26 protein-coding genes and 1 pseudogene are annotated in these 22,484 nt (G+C 55.4%); 2 read left to right on the top strand and 25 right to left on the bottom strand.

Annotation, left to right across the window (positions count from 1 at the left end):
* Positions 1–239: 239 nt before the first annotated feature.
* The 5 genes from sufB to sufC are packed head-to-tail and all read right to left on the bottom strand — an operon-like array spanning position 240 to position 5,067.
* Entirely contained in the window at positions 240–1,676 is a 1,437-nt protein-coding gene (gene sufB / locus EKM95_RS08305; RefSeq protein ID WP_125697393.1) for a Fe-S cluster assembly protein SufB, read from the bottom strand.
* Positions 1,669–2,112 carry a Fe-S cluster assembly sulfur transfer protein SufU gene (gene sufU, locus EKM95_RS08300; protein WP_125697391.1) on the bottom strand — a complete coding sequence of 148 codons (444 nt, stop codon included), beginning with the start codon at positions 2,110–2,112 and terminating at the stop codon, positions 1,669–1,671. Before sufU ends, sufB begins: the two co-directional genes overlap by 8 nt.
* Positions 2,099–3,295 (bottom strand): aminotransferase class V-fold PLP-dependent enzyme, encoded by a 1,197-nt coding sequence (locus tag EKM95_RS08295; protein WP_125697389.1) that lies wholly within the window; start codon positions 3,293–3,295, stop codon positions 2,099–2,101. Before EKM95_RS08295 ends, sufU begins: the two co-directional genes overlap by 14 nt.
* The gene (locus tag EKM95_RS08290; RefSeq protein WP_125697387.1) at positions 3,288–4,307 is read right to left on the bottom strand and encodes a SufD family Fe-S cluster assembly protein; all 1,020 of its coding nucleotides are present in this window, start codon (positions 4,305–4,307) and stop codon (positions 3,288–3,290) included. Before EKM95_RS08290 ends, EKM95_RS08295 begins: the two co-directional genes overlap by 8 nt.
* A complete protein-coding gene (gene sufC / locus EKM95_RS08285) occupies positions 4,300–5,067 on the bottom strand; it encodes a Fe-S cluster assembly ATPase SufC (RefSeq protein WP_125697385.1) in 768 nt (255 codons plus the stop codon). The genes EKM95_RS08290 and sufC overlap by 8 nt, the downstream gene beginning before the upstream one ends.
* 221 nt (positions 5,068–5,288) lie before the next feature.
* On the opposite strand from sufC, the gene EKM95_RS08280 reads away from it, so the two are divergent.
* Together EKM95_RS08280 and EKM95_RS08275 are read left to right on the top strand one after the other, a co-directional pair.
* Complete coding sequence (locus tag EKM95_RS08280; RefSeq protein WP_125697383.1) at positions 5,289–5,690, top strand: hypothetical protein; 402 nt, start codon at positions 5,289–5,291, stop codon at positions 5,688–5,690.
* Positions 5,691–5,741: 51 nt separating this feature from the next.
* A pseudogene (locus EKM95_RS08275) lies at positions 5,742–6,440 on the top strand (SDR family oxidoreductase).
* A 72-nt stretch (positions 6,441–6,512) separates the two neighbouring features.
* Here the strand turns inward: EKM95_RS08275 and EKM95_RS08270 are convergent.
* The 20 genes from EKM95_RS08270 to EKM95_RS08175 form a co-directional block, all read right to left on the bottom strand.
* Positions 6,513–7,211, bottom strand: a complete 699-nt coding sequence (locus tag EKM95_RS08270) for a methionine ABC transporter permease (RefSeq protein WP_125697381.1) — start codon at positions 7,209–7,211, stop codon at positions 6,513–6,515.
* Positions 7,208–8,269, bottom strand: a complete 1,062-nt coding sequence (locus EKM95_RS08265; protein WP_125697379.1) for a methionine ABC transporter ATP-binding protein — start codon at positions 8,267–8,269, stop codon at positions 7,208–7,210. The genes EKM95_RS08270 and EKM95_RS08265 overlap by 4 nt, the downstream gene beginning before the upstream one ends.
* A gap of 21 nt (positions 8,270–8,290) precedes the next feature.
* Positions 8,291–9,103, bottom strand: coding sequence for a MetQ/NlpA family ABC transporter substrate-binding protein (locus tag EKM95_RS08260; RefSeq protein WP_125697377.1), 813 nt, complete (start codon positions 9,101–9,103; stop codon positions 8,291–8,293).
* A gap of 402 nt (positions 9,104–9,505) precedes the next feature.
* Positions 9,506–9,796 carry a glycine cleavage system protein H gene (locus EKM95_RS08255; RefSeq protein ID WP_125697375.1) on the bottom strand — a complete coding sequence of 97 codons (291 nt, stop codon included), beginning with the start codon at positions 9,794–9,796 and terminating at the stop codon, positions 9,506–9,508.
* Positions 9,797–9,799: 3 nt separating this feature from the next.
* Entirely contained in the window at positions 9,800–11,017 is a 1,218-nt protein-coding gene (locus tag EKM95_RS08250) for an FtsW/RodA/SpoVE family cell cycle protein (protein ID WP_125697373.1), read from the bottom strand.
* An 80-nt stretch (positions 11,018–11,097) separates the two neighbouring features.
* Positions 11,098–11,319 carry a DUF2969 domain-containing protein gene (locus EKM95_RS08245; RefSeq protein ID WP_125697372.1) on the bottom strand — a complete coding sequence of 74 codons (222 nt, stop codon included), beginning with the start codon at positions 11,317–11,319 and terminating at the stop codon, positions 11,098–11,100.
* 2 nt (positions 11,320–11,321) lie between these two features.
* On the bottom strand, positions 11,322–11,609 hold the full coding sequence (yidD, locus tag EKM95_RS08240) for a membrane protein insertion efficiency factor YidD (RefSeq protein ID WP_125697371.1): 288 nt from the start codon (positions 11,607–11,609) through the stop codon (positions 11,322–11,324).
* 10 nt (positions 11,610–11,619) lie between these two features.
* Positions 11,620–11,790, bottom strand: coding sequence for a DNA-directed RNA polymerase subunit beta (locus tag EKM95_RS08235; RefSeq protein WP_125697370.1), 171 nt, complete (start codon positions 11,788–11,790; stop codon positions 11,620–11,622).
* A 17-nt stretch (positions 11,791–11,807) separates the two neighbouring features.
* Complete coding sequence (gene mreB / locus EKM95_RS08230; RefSeq protein WP_125697369.1) at positions 11,808–12,797, bottom strand: rod shape-determining protein; 990 nt, start codon at positions 12,795–12,797, stop codon at positions 11,808–11,810.
* Positions 12,798–12,850: 53 nt separating this feature from the next.
* Positions 12,851–13,087: a DUF1146 family protein gene (locus EKM95_RS08225; protein WP_125697368.1), complete on the bottom strand. Its 237-nt coding sequence runs from the start codon at positions 13,085–13,087 to the stop codon at positions 12,851–12,853.
* 349 nt (positions 13,088–13,436) lie between these two features.
* Positions 13,437–13,847 (bottom strand): F0F1 ATP synthase subunit epsilon, encoded by a 411-nt coding sequence (locus tag EKM95_RS08220; protein WP_125697399.1) that lies wholly within the window; start codon positions 13,845–13,847, stop codon positions 13,437–13,439.
* Positions 13,848–13,882: 35 nt separating this feature from the next.
* Positions 13,883–15,337, bottom strand: a complete 1,455-nt coding sequence (gene atpD, locus EKM95_RS08215) for a F0F1 ATP synthase subunit beta (RefSeq protein ID WP_125697367.1) — start codon at positions 15,335–15,337, stop codon at positions 13,883–13,885.
* 21 nt (positions 15,338–15,358) lie between these two features.
* A complete protein-coding gene (locus EKM95_RS08210) occupies positions 15,359–16,285 on the bottom strand; it encodes a F0F1 ATP synthase subunit gamma (protein WP_125697366.1) in 927 nt (308 codons plus the stop codon).
* A gap of 11 nt (positions 16,286–16,296) precedes the next feature.
* Entirely contained in the window at positions 16,297–17,811 is a 1,515-nt protein-coding gene (gene atpA, locus EKM95_RS08205; RefSeq protein WP_125697365.1) for a F0F1 ATP synthase subunit alpha, read from the bottom strand.
* Positions 17,812–17,833: 22 nt separating this feature from the next.
* Positions 17,834–18,379, bottom strand: a complete 546-nt coding sequence (gene atpH / locus EKM95_RS08200; RefSeq protein WP_164510139.1) for an ATP synthase F1 subunit delta — start codon at positions 18,377–18,379, stop codon at positions 17,834–17,836.
* A complete protein-coding gene (gene atpF, locus EKM95_RS08195; protein WP_125697363.1) occupies positions 18,366–18,857 on the bottom strand; it encodes a F0F1 ATP synthase subunit B in 492 nt (163 codons plus the stop codon). The genes atpH and atpF overlap by 14 nt, the downstream gene beginning before the upstream one ends.
* A gap of 38 nt (positions 18,858–18,895) precedes the next feature.
* Positions 18,896–19,111 (bottom strand): F0F1 ATP synthase subunit C, encoded by a 216-nt coding sequence (gene atpE, locus EKM95_RS08190; RefSeq protein ID WP_125697362.1) that lies wholly within the window; start codon positions 19,109–19,111, stop codon positions 18,896–18,898.
* 16 nt (positions 19,112–19,127) lie between these two features.
* A complete protein-coding gene (gene atpB, locus EKM95_RS08185; RefSeq protein WP_125697361.1) occupies positions 19,128–19,844 on the bottom strand; it encodes a F0F1 ATP synthase subunit A in 717 nt (238 codons plus the stop codon).
* Between the two features lie 643 nt (positions 19,845–20,487).
* Positions 20,488–21,117: a uracil phosphoribosyltransferase gene (gene upp / locus EKM95_RS08180; RefSeq protein WP_125697360.1), complete on the bottom strand. Its 630-nt coding sequence runs from the start codon at positions 21,115–21,117 to the stop codon at positions 20,488–20,490.
* Positions 21,118–21,203: 86 nt separating this feature from the next.
* A complete protein-coding gene (locus tag EKM95_RS08175; RefSeq protein WP_125697359.1) occupies positions 21,204–22,436 on the bottom strand; it encodes a serine hydroxymethyltransferase in 1,233 nt (410 codons plus the stop codon).
* Between the last annotated feature and the right edge of the window lie 48 nt (positions 22,437–22,484).

Genomic DNA, 22,484 nt, shown 5'->3' with positions numbered 1-22,484 from the left:
CGATAAACCATGGATAAAACCTCCGAGTGAATTTCGTAAATGCACGGGAAATGTCTGAAAACCGGAATTTCGTATGCATTTATTATATGACAGTAATGACCTAAAATCACTAGTATCAAATGCTACACGTTTTTGAACAGCCACTACCTATAGCGTACTTACTAAATAAAAGCGGGCAAAAAACGGGCAGCCGTTTTTTCTTTGCTCAAAAAGCACCCCGAAACCGCGCCATTACGGCATCACCCAACCGAACCGTCCATTTCCATAGAGATCAAGCGGTTGAGCTCCACCGCATATTCCATCGGCAGCTCCTTGGTGAACGGCTCAACGAAGCCCATGATGATCATCTCAGTGGCCTTGGCCTCAGAGATGCCGCGGCTCATCAGATAATAGAGCTGCTCTTCTGAGACCTTGGAGACCTTGGCTTCGTGTTCCATTGCGACGTTTGCATTATGGATCTCATTATACGGAATCGTGTCGCTGCGACTTTTTTCATCCATCAAGATCGTGTCACACTCAACATGGCAAAAGGCCCCGTCCGCTTTTTTCGTGAAGCGGACCGTGCCGCGGTAATCCACGGCGCCGCCATCCTTGGCGATCGACTTGGAGACGATGCTGGACGAAGTGTTTGGCGCGTTGTGGATCATGCGCGCCCCGTTGTCCTGATCGACGCCGGCGCCGGCCACTGCGATCGACAGCATCGTGCCGTGTGCCCCTTCGCCGTCGAGGTAGACACTCGGATACTTCATCGTGGTCTTGGAGCCGAGATTGCCATCGACCCATTCCATCGTGGCATTCTTCATCGCCTGGGCGCGCTTGGTCTCCAAGCTGAAGACATTCTTGGACCAATTTTGAATCGTGGTGTACCGCGCATAGGCGTCGTCCTGGACAAACACTTCGACCACGGCAGCATGCAGGCTGTCCGAGCTGTAATTCGGCGCCGTGCAGCCTTCCACGTAATTGATATGCGCGCCAGGCGAGACGATGATCAGCGTGCGCTCGAACTGGCCCGTGTTTTCCGCATTGATGCGAAAATACGACTGAATCGGCACATCCGTCTGCACCCCTTCCGGCACATAGATGAAGCTCCCACCGGACCAAACGGCGCCATTGAGTGCGGCAAACTTATTGTCGGTCGGATGGACCAAGGTGCCAAAGTACTGGCGCACCAGGTCCTCATGCTCGCGCAACGCACTGTCCATGTCCATGAAGATGATGCCGAGCTTATCGAACTCGTCCTTCATGTTGTGGTACACGACTTCCGACTCATACTGCGCGCTGGCACCGGCGAGATACTTACGCTCCGCTTGCGGCACGCCCAGCCGATCAAACGTGTTCTTGATCGTGTCCGGGACATCTTCCCAGTCACGGTAAGTCTTATCGGTGGCCTTTTGAAAATACAGCATGTGCTCAAGATCAAGGTCCGACAGATCCGGCCCGTAATCCGGCATCGCCAGCTTCAGGTACGTCCGGTAGCTCGCCAAGCGGTAATCAAGCATCCACTGGGGTTCTCCTTTTTCCTTGGAGATCGCCCGCACCGTGTCTTCCGTCAACCCACGGCCGGTGGAAAAGACCGGTTTAATATCATCTTTGAAGTCGCCGGGATTGTCATCGGGCAAAAAGTCGATGTCCGCGGCGACCTGTTCATTGTTTTTGGTATTCTTCGTTTCAGTCATGTCGCTCCCCCTTACTCAAGGCTTGACTTGCCGCCTTCCAGGCCAGCGTGGCGCATTTGATGCGGGCGGGAAAATCATGCACGCCCTTTAAGATCGCCGCATCCCCCAACGCCTCTTCGGCTGGGGCGCGGCCATCGATCACCAAAGTGGAAAAGGTCTCGACAAGTTGTTGCACGGCGGCCGGTGTTTTGCCAATGATCAGGTCAGTCATCAAACTGCCCGAGGCCTGCGAGATCGTGCAGCCGCTGCCGGAAAATTTGGCGTCGGCGATCTGCCCGTCGCTCAGCTTCAGCTGCAAGGTCAAGACGTCGCCGCAGCTGGGATTCTGTAGCGTGACACTGTGGTCGTAATCCGGCAAGCTCCCGTGGTGCCGCGGGTGATAGGCTTCATCCAAGATGACTTGACGATAGAGTTGATCCAGCTTAGATAACGGCATCAAAGACCCTCCTTGCCGACTGGACGGCCGCGATCAGCCGGTCGATGTCCGCCTCATTATTGTAGACGCCGACACTGGCGCGCACGGTCGCCGGCACGCCAAGCCGCGCCATCAGTGGCTGGGCGCAGTGATGCCCGGCGCGCACCGCCACCTGCGCCTCATCCAAGATCGTAGCGACATCATGCGGATGTACCCCGGTGAGGTTGAACGAGACGATGCCGATACTAGCCTCGTCGCCGTACAGCTGAATGCCATCGATTGCAGCCAAGCCCGTGCGCAGCCGCGCGACCAGCGCCTGTTCGTGCGCCCGCACCGCAGCCAGGTCCAGCGTTGCCATGAAATCAAAAGCCGCCCCGAGCCCGATCACGCCGGCAATGTTCGGCGTGCCCGCCTCGAACTTCAGCGGCACCTCGGCCCAGGTGGTGTCTTGATCCATCACCGTGTCGATCATCTCGCCGCCGAATTGCACCGGCGGCATTTTTGCCAGCAAGTCATACCGCCCATACAAGGCGCCAATGCCGGTCGGCCCGTACATCTTATGGCCGGAAAAGGCAAAGAAGTCTGCCCCCATGGCCTGCACATCGACTGGCAGATGCGCGATCTGCTGCGCGCCATCGACGACCATGAAGCCGCCATTGGCATGAACGCGGTCGGCTAGCGGCCGAATCGCGACTGCCCCGCCAGCCACATTGGTCACCGAGGCCAGCGCCAATAGTTTGGTGCGCGGGGTGATCAAGTGCGCGACCTGGGCCGCATCGGTGTTGCCATCTTCCTGAACAGGTGCGATCACAAATTTTGCTCCGGTCCGCTTGGCGAGCTGCTGCCAGGGAATAAAGTTGCTGTGATGTTCCGCGCCTGAAACAAGAATCTCATCGCCGGGCTGCACCACCAGCGGGCCAAAACTGGCGGCGACCAGATTCAGGCCATCCGTGGTGCTGCGGGTATACACGATCTCCTCAGGCCGCGCCGCATGAATGTGCGTGGCGATCTGCTGACGGACCGCCTCGTATTTTTCCGTAGTCGCATAAGCCAGCTGGTACAAGCCGCGATGCACGTTAGCGTTGTCCGCAACATAATAATCGCGCAAGGCATCCAGCACCGCCTGCGGTTTCTGACTGGTCGCCGCCGAATCCAGGTACGTTAGCTCTGGGTGCGCCGCGAAAAATGGAAATTGCTCACGCATCAGCATTCACCAGCGTTTCATCGATCGTGTCAAATAATTCCTGCTTCAATTCGGGATCCGCGATCTCGCCCAGACCCGCTTCCAAGAAGCCGCGAATCACGAGGCGCTTGGCCAAGGCCTCCTGGAGCCCGCGACTCATCAGGTAATACATTTGCCGGGCATCCACCCGGGTGACCGAGGCGGCATGGCCCGCCGTCACGTCATTTTCATCGATCAACAGAATCGGATTGGCATCCCCACGGGCATCTTGGTTGAGCATGAGCACTCGATTTTCCTGCTGGGCATCGCTGCCTCGGGCGCCCTTCACAATGTGGCCGATGCCGTTGAAGATCAGATGCGCCTTGTCGGTGATCACCCCGTGCTGGTTGATGTGGCCAACCGTTTTTTGCGCCTGGTTCGTCACCGCGGTCACATAGCCGACATGCTGGCGCCCGCTGGCAAGCACGCCGACGTTGATGGTCGCGTGCGCCCCGAGGCCATTGAGGTTCACCGTCGCCAGACTCGCGCCGCTGTTGTGGGAAAAACCGGCAATGGTCCAATTCAGCGTGGTGCCGGCGCCAAGATCGACGGTCCGCTGCACCACCGCGACCGGGGCGATGAAGGCATCATAGGTGAGCCAGTCGACTGTGGCGCCCGCGTCTGCGGTGAGCCAAACGCCCACCCCGAGCACATCGCCATCCGCCTGCCAGCGCTCCTGCAACACAACATGCGCATCCTCACCAACATGAATCTGAATCACCCCGCCACCAGTGGCCGGGCCGCGCAAAACGATCGGGGTGTCCGCCTGAAAACCGGCCGGCACGTCGATCGTGGTCACCTGCTGTGGCGCCTCCAGCAACCAGCTGTCCAGCCCATTCACGGTATTTTGCGTCAGCTTGACTGGATGAGCCACTGTGACCGCTGTCGGGGCGGTCACCTCGACCGGCGCGCAAGGCGTGTCATCTTTGCCCTGCGCCAAATACCGCGCCAAGTGAATTTTCGGCGTGTTTGGTAGTGTCAACGTCTCAGGCATTGGCGTCACCCACTTTGAGATGCTCGTACCCCGTCTTTTCCAACGACTTCGCCAGATCCGCGCCGCCGGTCTCGATGATCTCGCCATCTTTCATGACCGATACCACATCCGGCACAATGTAATCTAGCAGGCGCTGGTAATGCGTGATGATCAGGCTGGAAAATTCCGGCCCGCGCATCAGGTTCACGCCATGGGCCACGATGCGCAGCGCGTCGATGTCCAGCCCGGAATCGATCTCATCCAGCATCGCCAGGCCCGGGTGGACCATCATCAGCTGAAGAATCTCGTTGCGCTTTTTTTCACCACCGGAAAAACCTTGGTTCAAATAGCGATCCGCCATATCCTCAGGCATCTTCAAGATCGCCATCGTCTTGTCGAGGTCCTTCAAAAACTGCATGATCGGCACCTGATCGTCTTCCGGCCGGCGCGCATTGATCGCCGCCCGAATAAACTCCGCGTTGGTGACGCCGGAGATCTCCGCTGGGTACTGCATGCCTAAAAACAGGCCAGCCCGGGCACGCTCATCCACGCCCAACGGCAAAATGCTTTGGCCATCGAGCACAATATCGCCCTGGGTCACCAAGTAGCGGGGGTTGCCCATGATGGTCTCGGCCAAGGTCGATTTTCCGTTCCCATTTGGCCCCATCAGCGCATGGATCTCGCCGGATTTGATCGTCAGATTCACCCCGCGCAGAATTTCCGGATGCTCAGGTTCTTCCTTGACTTTGACATGCAGATCTTTGATCTCTAAAATGCTCACAAACGTCGCCTCCTAAAGCTTCTTGCCTAATTGTACGGCATCTAATTGTCTAAAACAAACGGTTACAAGCTGTATTTTGATCCACGCAGACCATCCAATTCAATGTACCATATTTTACGAGCCAGCTCGCCTCACTTCAAAACAAATTGAGATGCCCCGCATCCTTGGCCGCGAATTTGTTATGATAACTGGGTGAATTCAAATCGAAAGGAACCTTCAAGATGACCAAGACGCGCACGCCCAGTCCCTATGAACAGGCACATCCCCATTACGTCAAAAATCTAGGCCGGCTGATGGTGCTTTTCATCGGCGGCGGCTTCATCCTGGCTGTGGCTTGCGATATCTGGATGACGATCAAAGGCTATCGCGGCCCCTGGTATCTCGGTCGCGACAGTTTCGGGCATATGGGCAATACCAACATCAGCCCCTTTGTGTTCTTTTTGATCTTAGGGCTGCTTTTGACTACGCTCGCCGCCATGCTCATGGACTGGCAGAGCACGTGGCAACGCGCCAGAACCGCGCCGAAGCCCTTCATTGGCACGGTGGTCGCGATCGCAGTCATGATTGGCCTCTTGATCGTATTTGGGCCAGACATTTGGCATTTTCTCAGCCAGGTCGCGTAACCACATGGAACAAAGCGCGCATGGCCGCAAGCAGAAAGAAGGAAAATCGGAATGAAATTAGCCACACAAACAATTTTGATCATCGGTGGTACCTCTGGCTTTGGGGCCGCGGTGGCCGTGCAAGCCGCAGCGCAAGGCGCCAAGGTGCATGTGATCGGCCGCAATGCCCAACGGCTTCAAGTGTTTCTGGCCAGCCATCCCGAACTGACTGGCACCGCACTGGACGCCACTGACGAGGCAACGCTCCAACCTTTTTTCACCACGCATCCAGCCTTTGACCATCTGGTGTCGATGCTGGGCGGCGCGGCCAGTGGCGGCTTTATGTCCGATCGGGTCGCCATTCGTGAGGCGATCGAAGGCAAATTTTTCGCCAATCTTCAGCTCGCCCAGCTCGCGGCCCCGCATCTTCTTCGCAGCATGACCTTTACGGCTGGCTCGGGCGGCCATCCCAATGATGCCGCCGGGGCGATCGTCGGTAACCAGGCGATCGCCACCATGGTCCAGGGGCTGGCGGTCGAGTTGGCCCCGCGCTTGCGGGTCAATGCGGTCTCCCCGTTTTGGACGCCGACTGGTCTATGGCGCACGATACCGGTGGCGCAGCAACAACAGCAGGCGGACGCCTTGGCCAGCAGCATCCCGCTTGGCCGAGTCGGGACGATCGATTAAGTCGCGGCGGCCTACCTTTTCGCCATGACAAACACCTTTATGACAGGCCAAGTCCTGCACATCGATGGCGGCGTGGATCTTTAGCCGCTGATTGCAACAGCAAGACGACAGACAAAAACACCAGCCCGCTGTGGACTGGCGTTTTTTCATCCCATTTTAGTGATGCAATTTTTTTGCAATGATATCGCCGACAAACTGAACGATGAAGACCATGATCAAGATCAAGATCGTGGCAACCCAGATCACGTCGTTCTTGAATCCGTTGTAGCCGATCTGGATGGCGAGGTTCCCCAAGCCACCACTGCCGATCGCCCCAGCCATCGCAGTCAACCCGATGACCGAGATAATGGTCAGGACGCCGACGCGGACGAGCTCGGAAAGGCCTTCGCGCAGGTAGACACGCCACACAATGGCAAGTGGTGAGAGCCCCATCGCTTCGGCCGCTTCAACGACCCCAGGATCGATGGTCAACAAGGCATTTTGCACCTGCCGCGCGAAAAACGGAGCGGTGCCTGCGACCAACGGCACCAAGGCCGCGGTCGGGCCGATGCCGATGCCGACCAGCGCCCGGGTGACCGGATCCAAAACGGCGAGCAAAATGATGAATGGAATCGCCCGGAAAATATTGACGAGCTTATCGAGGATAAAATAGGCTGGGCGACTTTCCCACAAGCCGTGGTCGTCGGTCAACACCAGTAAGACGCCGAGCGCGAGGCCGATGACGCCGGCGATCACCGACGTCCAAAAGGTCATGTAAATGGTGTCCTTGGTGGATTGGATGAAGCCCGTGTCGCCGCTCCAGTTCTCAACGACATTTGGCATGATCTTCTCGATCCAATTTTCTAATCCGGTCATGCGGGGGTCTCCTCCTTTCCATCTAGGGCGACCACGGTCACGTCATTGTCATGCAGATAAGTGAAGGCCCGCGCAAGATCTGTGTTTGTGCCAGACAACACCACGATCAAATTGCCAAATGGGGTGCCCTGCAGGATCTGAATGTCGCCAAACAAAATATTGGCGGTGACTTGGTAGTCTTTAAACAGCGTGGCGACAAGCGGTTGATCGGTGCTGGCGCCGACATAAGTCAGTCTGAGCAGGCGATCGCTTGGGGCCAAATTTTGCACGGCTGGCTCTTGGCGAACCGCTTCAAGCGCCGCATCCAGCTGAATGGTGGTGTCAATGAAGTCCTTGGTCAGCTGCTCTTTCGGTTGGGCAAAGATCTGAAGGAGATCGCCGCGCTCAATGATCCGGCCGGCGTCCATCACCGCGACCTTGTTGCAGATCTGCTTGACGGCTTCCATTTCATGGGTGATCAAGACGATCGTGAGGCCCAACGTTTCATTCAGATGCTTGAGCAGATCCAGAATCGATGAGGTGGTTTTGGGGTCCAGCGCGCTGGTCGCTTCATCGGAGATCAGAATCTCGGGGTCACTGGCCAACGCCCGGGCGATGCCGACACGCTGTTTTTGGCCCCCGGATAATTCCGCCGGATACGCATCGGCACGTTCATCGAGGCCGACGAGTTTCAGCAGGCTATCAACTTTGCCCTTGATCTCCGCCTTGCTCTTGTGGCCTTTTAGGGGAAAAGCCACATTTTCAGCAATGGTGCGGGAATTCATCAGGTTAAAATGCTGGAAGATCATGCCGATGCGCTGGCGCTCCTGGCGCAACTGCTTCGCGTTCAAGCTCAGCATGTCTTGCCCAAGCACCAGGCTCTTGCCACCGGTCGGGCGCTGCAACAGGTTGATCGTACGCACCAAGGTGGACTTGCCGGCGCCGGAATACCCGACAATGCCGTAGATGTCGCCTCGGCTGACGGTCAGATCCACATGATCGACCGCATGTACTTCCTGCCCTTTTTCACTGAACTGCACATCGATCTGTTGCAGCTCGATCACTGTTTCACTCGCCATGTTCTTCCTCGTTTCTATTGACTACTTCCAAGCTGGAACGGCTGCGCCCTTGTAGTACTTCTTGATCAAAGCCGCGGTACGGTCAGACTGATAAGCCTTCACGATCTTCTTGTAGGTCTTGTTGTCCTTATCCTTGCTGGACTTTGCGGCGATGATGTTGATCCATGGATGCGCCGCCTTGTTCAGATCGGAAACAGCGATGGCCTTGTCTGGGTTGAGGTCGGCCGCCGCAGCGATATCGTTGGTGACGATCGCCGCTTGCACATCATTCAGGCTGCGGGCAACTTGGGCTGCATCCAGTTCGGAGATCTTCAGGTCAAGCTTGTTGGTCTTGATGTCCTTGACCGTCGGCTGGCTGGCGTCATCCAACTTGATGATACCTTCCTGATCCAGCAACTGAAGCGCACGCCCTTCGTTGGACGGATCGTTTGGCACGGAGACGGTGTCACCCTTCTTGAGGTCCTTCAGCGACTTGATTTTGTTGGAGTAAGCGCGGATCGGTGCGATGTAAGTATCGCCGACAGACACGATCTTGGTGCCATTCTTCTTGTTCCAGTTGCCGAGGAAATCATAGTGCTGGAAAGAGTTGAGCTGAATGTCGCCGGCTTCCAGCGATTTGTTTGGCTTGTTGTAATCGCTGAACTCGACGAGCTTGATGTCGACATTTTCCTTCTTCAAGCGCTTTTGAATGTCTTTCCAGATCGGCAAGTCGTTTGCCATGATGCCGACCTTCACGGTATCAGAGCTGCTGGCGCTGCTATTCCCACAAGCCGCCAAAGCCAAAACTGGTGCGATCACTGCTGCTGCCAAAGCTAATTTTTTTAAAAATTTCATGATGATTATCCTCCTAATGTTTGCCCCAAACGCGGATCGTTGCCACAAAAAAATCCGCTCCTAACCAAAGTTAGAAGCGGATCATCCGCGGTACCATTCTAATTCGACCGTGCGTGCACACACAGTCCTCGCTAACGGGTCGTTTTCAACCCGTGTGCAAGATAATGGTTGCCACCCATTGCAGCCTTACCCCCAAGCGGTTCGGTGCACCGATCCGTGAGCCATGTTCGCGACCACCTGCTTCCCCGCTCTCAGCTAACCGGGTTTTCTGTGCAGCTCAGTGATCACTACTCTCTCACATCGTTCGTTTGTTGCGTTGAATTGACTATGATACTAATCAACTTTCAAAGCCCTGTCAAGCAATTCTCGCAAAATATTTTTTCACACTAACGCCACACCGTGTCAGGCCTTGATCTCCGCGATCCAATTATTCTTGCGCTCCGGGTCGTCCAGCAGCGCCGGGGTCGCGTTGGCCGCTTCGTTCACGGCAACGACTTGTCCAGAAAGCGGCGCATCCAGATCAAGTACTGCCTTTTCCGCCTCAACGGATAAAAAGGCATTGCCAACTGTCACCGTTTCGCCAACGGCTGGCAACTTGGCAAACTTGATCTTGCCAAACGCTTCCTGCGCGCCTTCCGTCAGACCAATGCGCACGCGGTCATTTGCTGTTTCTTGCCAAAAATATTGTGCCATGAGTTATACCCCCTGCTTCTGAAAAGAATCGTTATCGCCGGAAAACATATAGCTTTGATGATGGAACCGCATCGATAAGACCATCCCCACCGACAGCATATTCGCCAGCAGGAACGACCCCCCTTGCGAGATGAACGGAAGGGGAATCCCAGTCAACGGCAATAGGCCGATGTTCATCCCGATGTTTTCAAAGATGTGGAACAGAATCATCATGATCACGCCGGTGGTGATGTAGGCGTAAAACTCGTTTTTCGTGTCGAAGATCACGCGGATCATTTGGTAGATCAACAGGAAAAACAGCAAGATGACGATCGCGCAGCCCAAAAAGCCAAATGCTTCGCCGATCACCGAAAAGATCATATCCGATTCGCGCACCGGTACGGTCACTTTCAGGTTGTTGAAGCCCCGCCCCGTCATTTCACCGGAGCCGATTGCCTTCATCGACTGCCACAACTGATACGAATCGCTGCTGGCCGCGCCGGATGGGTTGCGCCAGGAATCGATTCGGGCGAACTGATAGGCCTTGAACCCGAGCTTGTCCAAGATCGCGCGGCCCCAGTCGGTCGTGACCATGGTCAGCGCCCCGGCGCCAACCACGCCGGCGCCTGCGCCCACGGGAATGATGATCTTCCAGGTGACCCCAGAGACCAGCACCACCCCCGCGTAGATCGCGGCAAAAACCAGTGAGGTCCCAAAATCGTTTTGCAGCTTCAAAAGCACGAGCACTGGTAGCGTCCACAGCAGCATTTCACCCAACAAACGCCAGTCGTTGAGCGTGGTGTGGCGAAAGCGGGCATTGTGCTGCGAGACCACCCGCGCCATCATCAAGATGTAGGCGGGTTTCATGACCTCAGAAGGCTGAAAGGTGATGCTGCCCATCCGAAACCAACTCTTGGCCCCGGTGTTGTTGAAGACTTGTGGGTCATACTTGACCAGCACCAGCACCAACAGCCCGATGCCCAACGCGTACAACAGCGGCGCCACCCGCCAGAGCTGCTCGGCGTCGAATTGCATCACGATGAAAATGCCAACGCCCCCGATTACATACCACACCGCCTGCATGATCATGGCATGCCGCGGCGTGCCGATCGTCGGACTCGTGTCATGACTGACGGCCATGTAGATTGCGACCATGCCGACGAGCGCCAGCAGCATCACGGATAAAATGATGCCGTAATCGATTCGGTTGCCCTTTTTTTCAGGCGTCACTTCCTGCGCCATTGCACGCACCTCTTTCCTTGTCCTATTGTCCAAAAAGGCCACCTCGGCAACAAGTCCGACGCGGCCAAGATAACGAAAAATTAAGCGCGGTGCAGATGATACTCCGAAATGAGAAAGTTCGTCGCGTCGTCCATCGTCTTGAACCGGTGGGCCGTTGTCGCGCCGGCGACGTATGCTAAGAAACGGTCCTCTTCCGTCTGAATATAGCCGATCTCATTTTTCCCGACGGTCAGAACGGTGACGGTGTGCCCATTGCGCGTCACTTCTTCTTCCGTGACACTAATACGTTGTTCTTTTGCCATATTTACCCTCGATGATAGTTAAAATTCGCTGCTTCGGCCATATTCTTCTCTGGATCCGGGTTACGCCGCAGGGTGAAAAAGTCCGGCACAGGATCAAGCCCGCCAGGCACAAATGGGTTGCACCGCAAAATGCGCGCCAAGCCCATGATCAACCCTTTGACAGCGCCGTGTTTGAACAGCGCCTGAATCATGTACGTCGAGCAGGTCGGATAATACCGACAGCTCGGCGGCAACAGCGGCGAGATAAAGCGCTGGTAGCCTTTGACCAGCCACATCAAGACGCGTTTCACACTGTTCGCCTCACTTCAGAAAATCAAAAATATGTTGCCAAGTCTCTGGGTCAAAAACGGCCCAGGGATTCCCGCCGCCGATCGCATAACCGAGCATTGCCCCTAAAACGATCATGAGCAATGCCAATAAAAGACCGCAGCCCAATTTCTTGGTCACACGCTTTGCGTGATCCGTGTTCATCTGCGGCCCCCCTGCCTTTAATACTGCTTGTGATGTGCGATGTTATCTAGTAACGTGCCGGTGCCCAATGCGACGGCGTCCAACGGATCATCCGCCAACAGGACCGGCACCTTGAGCTCAGAAGCGAACAGTTGGCTGATGCCCTTGAGCAATGCCCCGCCGCCTGTCAGCATGACACCCCGATCGATGATGTCCGCAGACAGCTCCGGTGGCGTCTTTTCCAAGACATCCTTGGCCGCGGAAACGATCTGCATCATGGTATCATGCAGCGCCTCGGCGACTTCTGGCGAGGTCACTTCGACCTCACGCGGCAAGCCCGTCGCGATGTCGCGTCCGCGAACCTCGATGGTCTCCTTGGAATCGGCTTCAAAAACGGCGCCGATCTGGATCTTGATCTGCTCGGCGGTGTGCTCCCCGATCAGGAGCTTGTGCTTGTTTTTGACATAAGCCGCGATCGCCGCGTCCATCTTATCGCCCGCCAGACGCAAACTGCGACTGGTGACGATCTCGCCCATCGATAGGACGGCAATGTCCGACGTCCCACCACCGATATCGATGACCATGTTGCCCTGCGGCTGGAAAATATCCAGACCCGCACCAACCGCGGCCACCTTTGGCTCGAATTCCAAGTAGACACGGCCGCCACCTGATTTCTCAGCGGCCTGAATGATCGCCTTTTGCTCGATCGACGTGATGTTGGTCGGCGCGCAGATCAAAATATTTGGCTTTGATAAAAAGCCCTTCACGTTCAATTTATTAATGAAATACTCAAGCATCGCTTCGGTGATGTCAAAATCCGCGATTACGCCGTCTTTAAGCGGGCGAATCGAACGGATGTTGCCAGGGGTGCGGCCGACCATTTTGTAAGCCTCGGTCCCTACCGCTAACACTTTGCCACTATGTGTATCGATTGCAACTACCGACGGCTCATTCAGAACAATGCCCTTACCCTTGACATTGATCAGTACGTTGGCGGTCCCCAGATCGATTCCGATGTCTTTTGCCATGATCTCTTCTCCTCAATATTCGCTAACAGTGCATTATACCACAGACGCTGCGCCTACTTGAATATCAGCGGCAGACTCTGCGCGCTTTGAACCAGCGATAAGACGAACTCGCTGACGTTATAGCCGATCGCGATCGCAAGGAACATGACAAGCAGCTGACTGGCCCGTACCTGATGCGGTTTGAACCATTTATTCATGTCTAAACTCAGCAGCAGCTTGAACGTCAGGGTGATGAAAAAGAAATGCGATAACAGCGTCACCAGCCCGGATAGGCCCATACTCTGATACATCCATACCCCTCCTTGATTGACCACTGGCTTTCATTATACCGATATTTTGCGGCAAACGCGAACCGGTGAGAGGTCTTAAGAAATTATTCTGAAAATAGCGGGTGGGGGCAGGCGGCCGCAACGCAAAACAGCCACTGTTTTGCCCGACCATCCCGCGCACCTTCGCACCCTTTCTTAGTCGGGTTCCGGTGCGCATGTTGGAAACATCTAGGCGTCTCAGGCACTCGGCGGCAAGAGGCGCCACCAAGCGCCTGAGCCAACCTAGCTGTTCCACCATCCCGCGCACCTTCGCACCCTGAATCAAAAAGACAGCCCACTGTGCTGGACACAGTGGACTGTCGCAATATGATCATTTGCCGTTTTTGACGTTGATACGATTGATGGCGCGCTGCAGGGCCACTTGGGCACGCTGCAGTTCATCTGTATCCTGTGTCGTTTTGGCTTCTTCAATGCGCTTTTCTGCGCGCTGACGAGCCGCTTCGGCACGGGACAAGTTGATATCACGCGCACGTTCAGCGGAATCGGCGACCACAGAGACGACGTTGTTCGACATCTCCATGAACCCGCCGTTGACCGCGATCGAGTCTTCGTGGCCTGGATTATCGACCCGGCGCACACGCACCTCACCGATCTCCAGTGGCGCAACGACTGGCGCGTGATTGGCCATCAGCCCCATTTCGCCAGAAGTCGTCTTCACGATGACCATTTTGGCATGGTGATCATAGACTTTACCATCCGGCGTCACGATGTTGACCGTCATCGGTGTTGTTTCATCAGCCACAGGCCCTCGCCTCCTTAATTGGCGGCGGCAGCAGGCTGGTCAGCCTCGTCCGCATCGTCAGGGGCAAAGCCCATCTTCTTGGCCTTTTCGACCACTTCTTCGATGCGTCCGACCTGACGGAAAGCATCTTCTGGATATTGATCCATCTTGCCGTCAAGGATCATCTTGAACCCTTTGACCGTTTCTTCAACTGGGACATAAGACCCTGGCTGGCCGGTGAACCGCTCAGCGACGTTGAAGTTTTGTGACAAGAAGAATTGGATCCGGCGAGCACGCGCAACGGTGATCTTTTCGTCGTCGGACAATTCATCCATCCCCAAAATGGAGATGATGTCCTGGAGTTCACGATAGCGTTGCAAGACCTGCTGGACCTGGGTCGCAACGGCGTAATGCTCATCACCAACAATTTCCGGAGTCAGCGCACTGGAAGAAGATTCCAGTGGGTCAACGGCCGGGTAGATGCCCTGCTCAGTCAGACGACGCTCAAGGTTGGTCGTCGCGTCCAAATGGGCGAAAGTCGTTGCCGGCGCCGGATCCGTGTAATCATCGGCAGGCACGTAAATGGCCTGAATCGATGTGACAGAACCCTTCTTGGTCGAGGTGATTCGTTCCTGCAACTGACCCATTTCTGTGGCCAGTGTTGGCTGATACCCAACGGCAGAAGGAATACGCCCAAGCAGCGCGGAAACTTCTGAACCCGCCTGAGTAAAGCGGAAAATGTTGTCGATGAAAAGCAAGACGTCCTGGCCTTGGACATCACGGAAGTATTCCGCAATGGTCAGCCCAGTCAAGGCGACCCGCATCCGGGCGCCAGGCGGCTCGTTCATCTGGCCGAAGACCATGGCCGTGTTTTGCAGAACACCTGATTCCTTCATTTCGAAGTACAGGTCGTTCCCTTCACGCGTACGTTCGCCGACACCGGTAAAGACCGAGATGCCGCCGTGCTCTTCGGCGATGTTATGAATCAATTCCTGAATCAGAACGGTCTTGCCGACACCGGCGCCACCGAACAGACCAACTTTACCCCCACGCAGGTAGGGCTCGAGCAGGTCGATGACTTTGATCCCGGTCTCAAGGATGTCAGAGCTCGTGCTCAGATCCTCAAAGGCGGGCGCGTCTTTATGGATGCCGTCGCGTTCGTGATCAGGGCCAAATACAGGACCGTCATCGATGCTTTCCCCAAGCACGTTGAACACGCGCCCAAGGGTATCCTTGCCGACTGGCACCGTGATCGGGCCGCCGGTATCTTCCACTGCCATGCCGCGCTGAAGCCCATCAGTGGACTCCATCGCGATGGTCCGCATCACGCCATCGCCAAGTTCCAAAGCGACTTCGAGCACCAGCAGGGAGTCGTCGGATTTTTGGACGTGAAGCGCGTTGTTGATCTCAGGCAGATTCTGATCAAGAGGAAATTCAACATCGACAACAGGGCCGATCACTTGCACGATTTTACCAATAGTATTACTCAATGAAATCGTCCTCCCTGTTGATTATTCAAGTGCTGCAGCACCGCCAACGATCTCGGTGATCTCGGTCGTGATGGCCGACTGCCGGGCCCGGTTATAGGTCACGGACAGATGAGAGATCAGATCATTTGCGTTATCGGTCGCACTCTTCATCGCGGTGGTCGACGCGGCATGCTCCGCCGTCTTCGCGTCCATAATGGCCCCGAAGATCAGACTTTCAGCATACTGCGGGAGAATCGCTTCAAGCACTTGTTCTGGATCCGGTTCGGTGATGTATTCGATCGGCTTGTCTGAGACTTCATCGACATCAAGGTCAGAGATCGGCAGCATCCGTTCTGCACGGAACGCCGATGTCAGCGAATTGACATGATGGTTGTAGCAGACATAAAGCTCATCAAAGACACCACTATCAAACATCGTGACCGCCGTCTTAACGATCTCCCGGACCTCGTTGAAGGTCGGGATATCAGAGACCCCGCGGTACTCATAGGCGAGATTGACACCGCGGGCTTTGAAAAAGTCCGCGCCGACACCGCCGACAGCCATGATCACATAGTCATCGGCAGCCTGATGATCTTGCTTGATCATCTGCATCATTGCCTTCAGAATCGTGCTGTTATACGCCCCGACAAGGCCACGGTCAGAGGTGATGACCAGGTAACCCGTTTTCTTGACAGGACGCTGCTCCAAAAGTGTGGCCAACTGCAGGCGTGCTTTGTTGCCATCGCCGGCAAGCTCTGTGGCTTGTTCACGTTCGATGGCGAGCAGCTGAGCGGCCGCCAAGTGCGTGACGATCTCACGCACTTTACCGGCATAGAGCTGATATTCACCAGCTCGCTTTTCGATCTGGGTCAATTTTGCCCCGGAGACCATCTGCATGGCCTGCGTGATCTGACCCGTTTTCTTGGTCGAAGCGATCTGGCGTTTGATGTCCATCAATGATTCAGCCATGCGGCACCTCCTTATTTCGCGGCGCTGCTGGTGAACCCATCGGCAAAGGCCTTGATGAGTGCATCAAGCTTATCAGTATCCGGTAATTGGCCTGTTTCGGCGATGGTCTTCAAGAGATCCGCGCCGTTGCTATCAGCATAATCGAACAGTTCGTTTTGGAACCGAGTGATATCATCGATCGGCACCGCATCCAGGAAGCCATGGGTCAGGGCGTACAGGATCAAGACCTGCTTGGCCACTGGCAACGGCTTGTGAACGGGCTGCTTCAGCACCTCAACAGTCCGGCGACCACGATTGAGCTTGGCCTGAGTGGCCGCATCCAGATCGGAGCCGAACTGCGTGAAGGCTTCCAGCTCACGGAAGGACGCGAGGTCCAAACGCAAGGTCCCGGCAACTTTCTTCATCGCCTTGATCTGCGCATCCCCACCAACTCGGGAAACAGAGGCACCAGCATCGATCGCTGGGCGTGTGCCTGAATAGAAGAGGTCGCTTTGCAGGAAGATCTGGCCATCGGTGATCGAGATCACGTTGGTCGGAATGTAAGCAGAGATATCGCCGGCTTGCGTTTCGATGATCGGCAAAGCCGTCATCGAGCCCCCACCCAGCTTATCGGACAACTTCGCGGCACGCTCGAGCAAACGGGAATGCGTGTAGAAGATATCCCCTGGGTAGGCTTCACGACCAGGCGGACGACGGAGCAGCAAGGAGAGCTCACGGTAAGCCGTGGCCTGCTTGGACAGATCATCATAAATGATGAGGACATGCTTGCCGTTGTACATGAACTCTTCGCCCATCGCAGCACCGGCATAAGGCGCGATGTAGAGCATTGGGGCAGGTTCAGAAGGCCCAGCCGAAAGCACGATGGTGTAATCCATCGCGCCGTATTTCTTCAGGGTCTCGACCTGTGTCCGGACGGTCGAATCCTTTTGGCCGATCGCGACGTACACACAGATCATGTTCTGGTCTTTTTGGTTGATGATCGTATCGATCGCGATCGAGGTCTTCCCGGTCTTACGGTCGCCGATGATCAATTCACGTTGGCCACGACCAATCGGGACCAAGGCGTCGACCGCTTTGAGCCCAGTCTGTAATGGTTCGAAAACAGACTGGCGCTGCATGACGCCCGGTGCCTTGACTTCGATCGGACGGGTATGTTCGGTCTGAATCGGACCATTGCCGTCGATGGGCTGACCCAGCGCGTTGACGACGCGTCCGATCATATTTTCACCGACAGGCACTTCCATGATACGGCCAGTTCGCTTGACCTGGTCGCCTTCACGAATGTCGTCAAAATCCCCCAAAATAATGATACCCACATCATTGGTCTCGAGGTTTTGCGCCATCCCGTATGAGCCGTTGCTAAACTGCAACAATTCACTGGCCATCGCATTTTCAAGGCCTGTTGCACGTGCGATCCCGTCACCGACGTAGGTCACCGTGCCGACTTCTTGAACATCGAGGTCATCATGGTAATTTTCAAGTTGTTTTTTGATGAGAGAACTGATTTCCTCAGTCTTGATGCTCATCCGGTTCACCTCTTCACTTTCGCTATTTGGCTGTCAGCAATGTGTGGAGCTTCTTCAGTCGAGTGGCGACCGTGCCATCAATAATGGCGGTCCCGGTCTCGACTTTGACGCCGCCCACAATGTGCGCATCGACCTTTTGGGTAAGGGTCACGCGCTGGACGTCAAATTTCTTTGCGATTGCTTGGCGTAATGCCTCTGCCTGATCGTCGCTCAAGGCAACAGCTGTGGTCGCGGTCGCGGACAAAATGCCGTTGGTCGCTTCATAGCGTCGCTCATAATCGTCGATCACATCTTTGAGCCCGCCGATGCGGCCGTTTTCGGCCAAGATCGTGAGCAGGTTTTTCACCAAGTCACTGGCGCCATCAGACATGGCGGCCACCAGCTCAGTTTTTGCCTGCTGAGGGACAGTCTGAGATGTGAGCAGTTGCATCAGGCCAGCTTCTTGCTCGACCACGCCGAGCAAAGCCTGAAGTTCATCATGGACCTGTGCTTGAAGCTGCTGATCCCCAGCCGCTTCAAACAAGGCCTTGGCATAGCGCGGTGCCACAGCGCGATCAGTCAACGCCATTGGCATCACCTAAGCCTTTGATGTAATCGTCGATCAGCGACTGCTGGTCGGCTGCGTTCAGTTCCTTACCGATGATCTTCGTTGCGATTGCAACGGAGAGTTCGGCAACGTCGTCCTTCGCACTAGCAAGCGCATCTTGACGCTCTTGGGCGATGTCGGCACTCGCATTTTGCTTCAATGTCGCGACTTCTTGGGTCGTGGCATCGAGCATTTGCTGACGCTGCTTTTCACCGTTTTCCTTCGCCGTATTGACGATCTTGACGGCATCGGCGCGGGAGTTCTTGAGCTCTGCCTCACGCTTTGCTTGGAGGGCCTGCGCCTCATTACGCGCGTTTTCGGCGTAATCCAGGTCACCATCGACCTTGGTCTGGCGCTCTGTCATGATCTTGGTGACTGGTTTCCACGCAAAATGCCCGACCAAAATAAGCAGGACAACAAACGTCGCGACCAGAAAAAGCGTATCACCTAATGTAGCCATTGATCATGCCACTCCTTTCTAGACAAGATAGTCGGTGCTTACTTGGCGAGTAGCAACATGAACGCGATAACGATAGACATGATCGGGACCGCTTCAATCATGCCGACGCCGATAAACATCGTCCCACGAAGCTGACCGGACAATTCCGGCTGACGCGCCATGCTTTCGAGCGTCTTGGAGATAACTTGGCCGTTACCATAGGAAGCGGCAAGCGCGGCGAGGCCGGATGCGATAGCTGCTGCGATGTAGTTCATATTCTTCTTCCTCCTATTATTCAGAAACTACCTTGTGCGAGGTGTAGACCATCGCCAGGGTGACAAAGATATATGCTTGGATCGAACCAATGAAGACTGAGAACCCTTGCCAGATGATCTCCAGCAGGAATCCTGCAACAAAGCTGACTGGACCGCCAGCACCGGAAAATGCAAGCTGTCGAACAAGCAGAAGCAGGACTTCCCCAGCATAGATATTCCCATAAAGACGTAGCGCCAATGTGATAAAGTTGGTAAACTCTTCGATCACATTGATCGGTGCCAAAAATGCAACTGGCGAAACGTATCCCTTCAGATACCCGGAAATGCCCTTGACAGCGACCCCGAAGAAATGCGACATCACTAGGACGATCAGCGCGAGGCCCATCGTGATCACAGGATCAGCAGTCGGCGAGCGGAACCAGGTCAAACCGCCAGCATCGACCTGGAAAATCAGCCCGATCTGGTTGCTGACAAAGATGAAGACGAACAACACCAATGCCAGAAGTCCAAATCGATTACCTTCAGGACCGGGCATCGCCTGTTTGACGATTCCGTTGGTGAAGTCGATCAGATATTCCAAGACATTTTGCTTGCCCCTTGGTCTCAGCTGCGGCTTGCGCGCCAGCCAAAAGAGCAAGAAAAATACGATCACGGCGGAGACCAAGATCGCAATGTCGTTGGTCAGATTGAAATGGAGCCCGAGAAATGTAACATAGGGATATTTTTCGTTCACAGAATTCACCTCCTTGCAAAACTGACTCGCTAGTATGTATGAAAGCCGCAAGCGGCCGTGCTTGCCAGCGCGCGAGTTTTAAAAATCGCGGTATGACGGATACAGATCCCCCAAAACACAACCATTACTGTAACACCATTCACATGAAAAGACAAAACGATTCATGGTTTTTTAATGCCTACCACAAGGGGCTTTTCATCGTTTTTTTCAGTGAAAGCGGCTTCTTTTCAGCCGCATGGCGGTGCAGTTTGACATGTGTTTGGCGGACGTCGCGCAAGCGCGTGACACTGAACCGCAACTCCCCTGTTTTACACCTTGTAAGTACGAAATGCTAGTCATCCCATCAACTTTAGAAAATCGTAAGCGAAAAAAGGGTGCGGAGCGGGGCGCTTTGGGGTGGGCAGATAGTTCGGCCTGGGCGGTTGATGGCGCACTTGGCCATCGGGCGACCGGGTCGACTACCTGTCCCAGCCCTGCCCCGAACGCGAACAGGCCGAAGCAAAGGCCAAGGGCGACCGGGTCGACTACCTGTCCCGCCCCTGCCCCGCGCAGCCCAACTGCAAAACGGTGTGCAGACTCGCGGCTATACAAACAACGGCAACAAAAAAGGTTGAGCTTTCACTCAACCTTAATAGTAGCATCTTTACTTTGTGCCAAACAACCGGTCGCCTGCATCGCCGAGTCCTGGCACGATATAGCCATTTTCATTCAAATGATCATCAAGCGCCGCTGCGTAGATGTCGACATCCGGATTTTCGTCTTGAACAGCCTTGACCCCTTCAGGCGCTGCAACCAAAACGACCAGGCGAATGCTCTGGGCGCCGCGCTTCTTCAGCGCCTCGATGGCCATGTTAGCGGAGCCCCCGGTCGCCAGCATTGGATCGACAATGATCATGTCACGCTGGTCGATGTCGGCAGGCATCTTTACGAAATACTCGTGCGGCTTAAGCGTCTTTTCATCGCGGTACATGCCGACGTGGCCGACCTTGGCTGCCGGAATGAGTTCCAAAACGCCATCGACCATGCCCAATCCTGCGCGCAAGATCGGCACGATGCAAAGCTTCTTACCAGCGAGCTGCTTTTGAACCGTTTTGCCCATCGGGGTCTCGATCTCGACGTCCTCCAGTGGCAGGTCGCGCGTGATCTCGTACACCATCAACTCCGCAATCTCGTTTGCGATCTCGCGAAACTCTTTGGTGCCTGCATTCTTATCCCGAATCAAGGTCAGCTTATGCTGAATCAGCGGGTGGTTCAAAACCGTAAATTTGCCCATGCAAGGGTCCTCCTTCGATCATATGACATGCGCCTTGCCGCCCACGCGGGGCAACAAGGCGCAACTGTAAGTGCACAAAACCTTTCCTATGATAAAGGATGAGCCCCTGTGAGCGCAAGTACTGACTGACGAATTTCATCAAGTTTTGCTTGATCGTCGCGGTCGGCGATTGCCTGGGAGATCAAATGAGCCACCGTCTTGCATTCGGCCGGGCTAAATCCGCGGGTCGTGATTGCCGCGGTACCAACGCGAATGGCCGAAGTTTTGAACGGCCCATTTTGCTCGCCAGGAATCTGGTTCTTGTTGGCAGTGATCATGACGCTATCCAGCAAGTCTTGCACCTGCCGGCCATTAAGCCCATAACCAGTCACGTCGACCAACACCAGGTGATTGTCACTGCCGCCTGAGATCAACCGCAAGCGCGGATCATCCAGGAAGCCTTCGCACATGGCCTGCATGTTGACCACCACGGCTTTGGCGTAATCCTTGAACTCCGGACGCAGCGCCTCACCCAATGCGACCGCCTTCGCCGCGATCACGTGGTCGAGCGGCCCGCCTTGCGTGCCAGGGAAAACAGCGGAGTTCAACGCCTTGCCATATTGCGCCTTGGCCAAAATCAGGCCGCCACGGGGGCCACGCAGGGTCTTATGAGTGGTGGTCGTCACGACATCGGCATACGGCACCGGATTTTGGTGCTGGCCACCGGCAACCAGGCCGGCGATATGCGCCATGTCGACCATCAAAAACGCGCCGACGCGATCCGCGATATCGCGGAACTTGGTAAAATCGATGGCGCGGCTATACGCTGAGGCGCCGGCGACGATCATTTTCGGATGCAACTCAAGCGCCTGCTCGAGGATCCGGTCGTAGTCGAGCAAACCGCTTTCCGGATCCACACCGTAATGATAGAAGTGATAGATCTTGCCGGAAAAATTCATCGGCGCCCCATGCGTCAAATGGCCGCCATCGGTCAGATCCATGGCCAGCACCTTGTCGCCATTTTCCAAAAAGGCACTGTAGGCGGCTTCGTTGGCCTGTGAGCCGGAATGTGGCTGAACGTTCGCGTATTCGGCGCCGAACAGCTCCTTTGCGCGGTCGATCGCCAGTTGCTCGATCACATCGATATATTGATTGCCGCCGTAGAAGCGGTGGCCGGGATAACCTTCCGAGTACTTGTTCGTGAGCACGGAGCCCTGGGCGGCGCGAACCGCCGGACTCACAATGTTTTCTGAGGCGATGAGTTCAATGTTGTGCTGCTGGCGTTCTTCCTCATCGTGAATCGCACCAAAAACGGCCGGGTCTTGCGTCATCATGTCCATAAAAAGCCCTCCATTTTCAAGATAGCCTCATCATATCAGAACATTGTC

The sequence above is a fragment of the Lacticaseibacillus yichunensis genome (assembly GCF_003946405.1).
In the GTDB taxonomy this organism is placed as follows: Bacteria; Bacillota; Bacilli; order Lactobacillales; family Lactobacillaceae; genus Lacticaseibacillus; species Lacticaseibacillus yichunensis.
Note: the sequence above shows the minus strand (reverse complement) of the source record. Positions and strands in the feature narration are given on the sequence as shown.

Bases quoted from the DNA above. Each gene is read 5' to 3' on its own strand.
- sufB (WP_125697393.1), bottom strand. From the start codon at position 1,676: ATGACTGAAACGAAGAATACCAAAAACAATGAACAGGTCGCCGCGGAC.
- sufU (WP_125697391.1), bottom strand. From the start codon at position 2,112: ATGCCGTTATCTAAGCTGGATCAACTCTATCGTCAAGTCATCTTGGAT.
- EKM95_RS08295 (WP_125697389.1), bottom strand. From the start codon at position 3,295: ATGCGTGAGCAATTTCCATTTTTCGCGGCGCACCCAGAGCTAACGTAC.
- EKM95_RS08290 (WP_125697387.1), bottom strand. From the start codon at position 4,307: ATGCCTGAGACGTTGACACTACCAAACACGCCGAAAATTCACTTGGCG.
- EKM95_RS08280 (WP_125697383.1), top strand. From the start codon at position 5,289: ATGACCAAGACGCGCACGCCCAGTCCCTATGAACAGGCACATCCCCAT.
- EKM95_RS08270 (WP_125697381.1), bottom strand. From the start codon at position 7,211: ATGACCGGATTAGAAAATTGGATCGAGAAGATCATGCCAAATGTCGTT.
- EKM95_RS08265 (WP_125697379.1), bottom strand. From the start codon at position 8,269: ATGGCGAGTGAAACAGTGATCGAGCTGCAACAGATCGATGTGCAGTTC.
- EKM95_RS08260 (WP_125697377.1), bottom strand. From the start codon at position 9,103: ATGAAATTTTTAAAAAAATTAGCTTTGGCAGCAGCAGTGATCGCACCA.
- EKM95_RS08255 (WP_125697375.1), bottom strand. From the start codon at position 9,796: ATGGCACAATATTTTTGGCAAGAAACAGCAAATGACCGCGTGCGCATT.
- EKM95_RS08250 (WP_125697373.1), bottom strand. From the start codon at position 11,017: ATGGCGCAGGAAGTGACGCCTGAAAAAAAGGGCAACCGAATCGATTAC.
- EKM95_RS08245 (WP_125697372.1), bottom strand. From the start codon at position 11,319: ATGGCAAAAGAACAACGTATTAGTGTCACGGAAGAAGAAGTGACGCGC.
- EKM95_RS08235 (WP_125697370.1), bottom strand. From the start codon at position 11,790: ATGAACACGGATCACGCAAAGCGTGTGACCAAGAAATTGGGCTGCGGT.
- mreB (WP_125697369.1), bottom strand. From the start codon at position 12,797: ATGGCAAAAGACATCGGAATCGATCTGGGGACCGCCAACGTACTGATC.
- EKM95_RS08225 (WP_125697368.1), bottom strand. From the start codon at position 13,087: ATGTATCAGAGTATGGGCCTATCCGGGCTGGTGACGCTGTTATCGCAT.
- EKM95_RS08220 (WP_125697399.1), bottom strand. From the start codon at position 13,847: ATGACGGTCAACATCGTGACGCCGGATGGTAAAGTCTATGATCACCAT.
- EKM95_RS08210 (WP_125697366.1), bottom strand. From the start codon at position 16,285: ATGGCTGAATCATTGATGGACATCAAACGCCAGATCGCTTCGACCAAG.
- atpA (WP_125697365.1), bottom strand. From the start codon at position 17,811: ATGAGCATCAAGACTGAGGAAATCAGTTCTCTCATCAAAAAACAACTT.
- atpH (WP_164510139.1), bottom strand. From the start codon at position 18,379: ATGGCGTTGACTGATCGCGCTGTGGCACCGCGCTATGCCAAGGCCTTG.
- atpF (WP_125697363.1), bottom strand. From the start codon at position 18,857: ATGGCTACATTAGGTGATACGCTTTTTCTGGTCGCGACGTTTGTTGTC.
- atpE (WP_125697362.1), bottom strand. From the start codon at position 19,111: ATGAACTACATCGCAGCAGCTATCGCATCCGGCCTCGCCGCGCTTGCC.
- upp (WP_125697360.1), bottom strand. From the start codon at position 21,117: ATGGGCAAATTTACGGTTTTGAACCACCCGCTGATTCAGCATAAGCTG.
- EKM95_RS08175 (WP_125697359.1), bottom strand. From the start codon at position 22,436: ATGGACATGATGACGCAAGACCCGGCCGTTTTTGGTGCGATTCACGAT.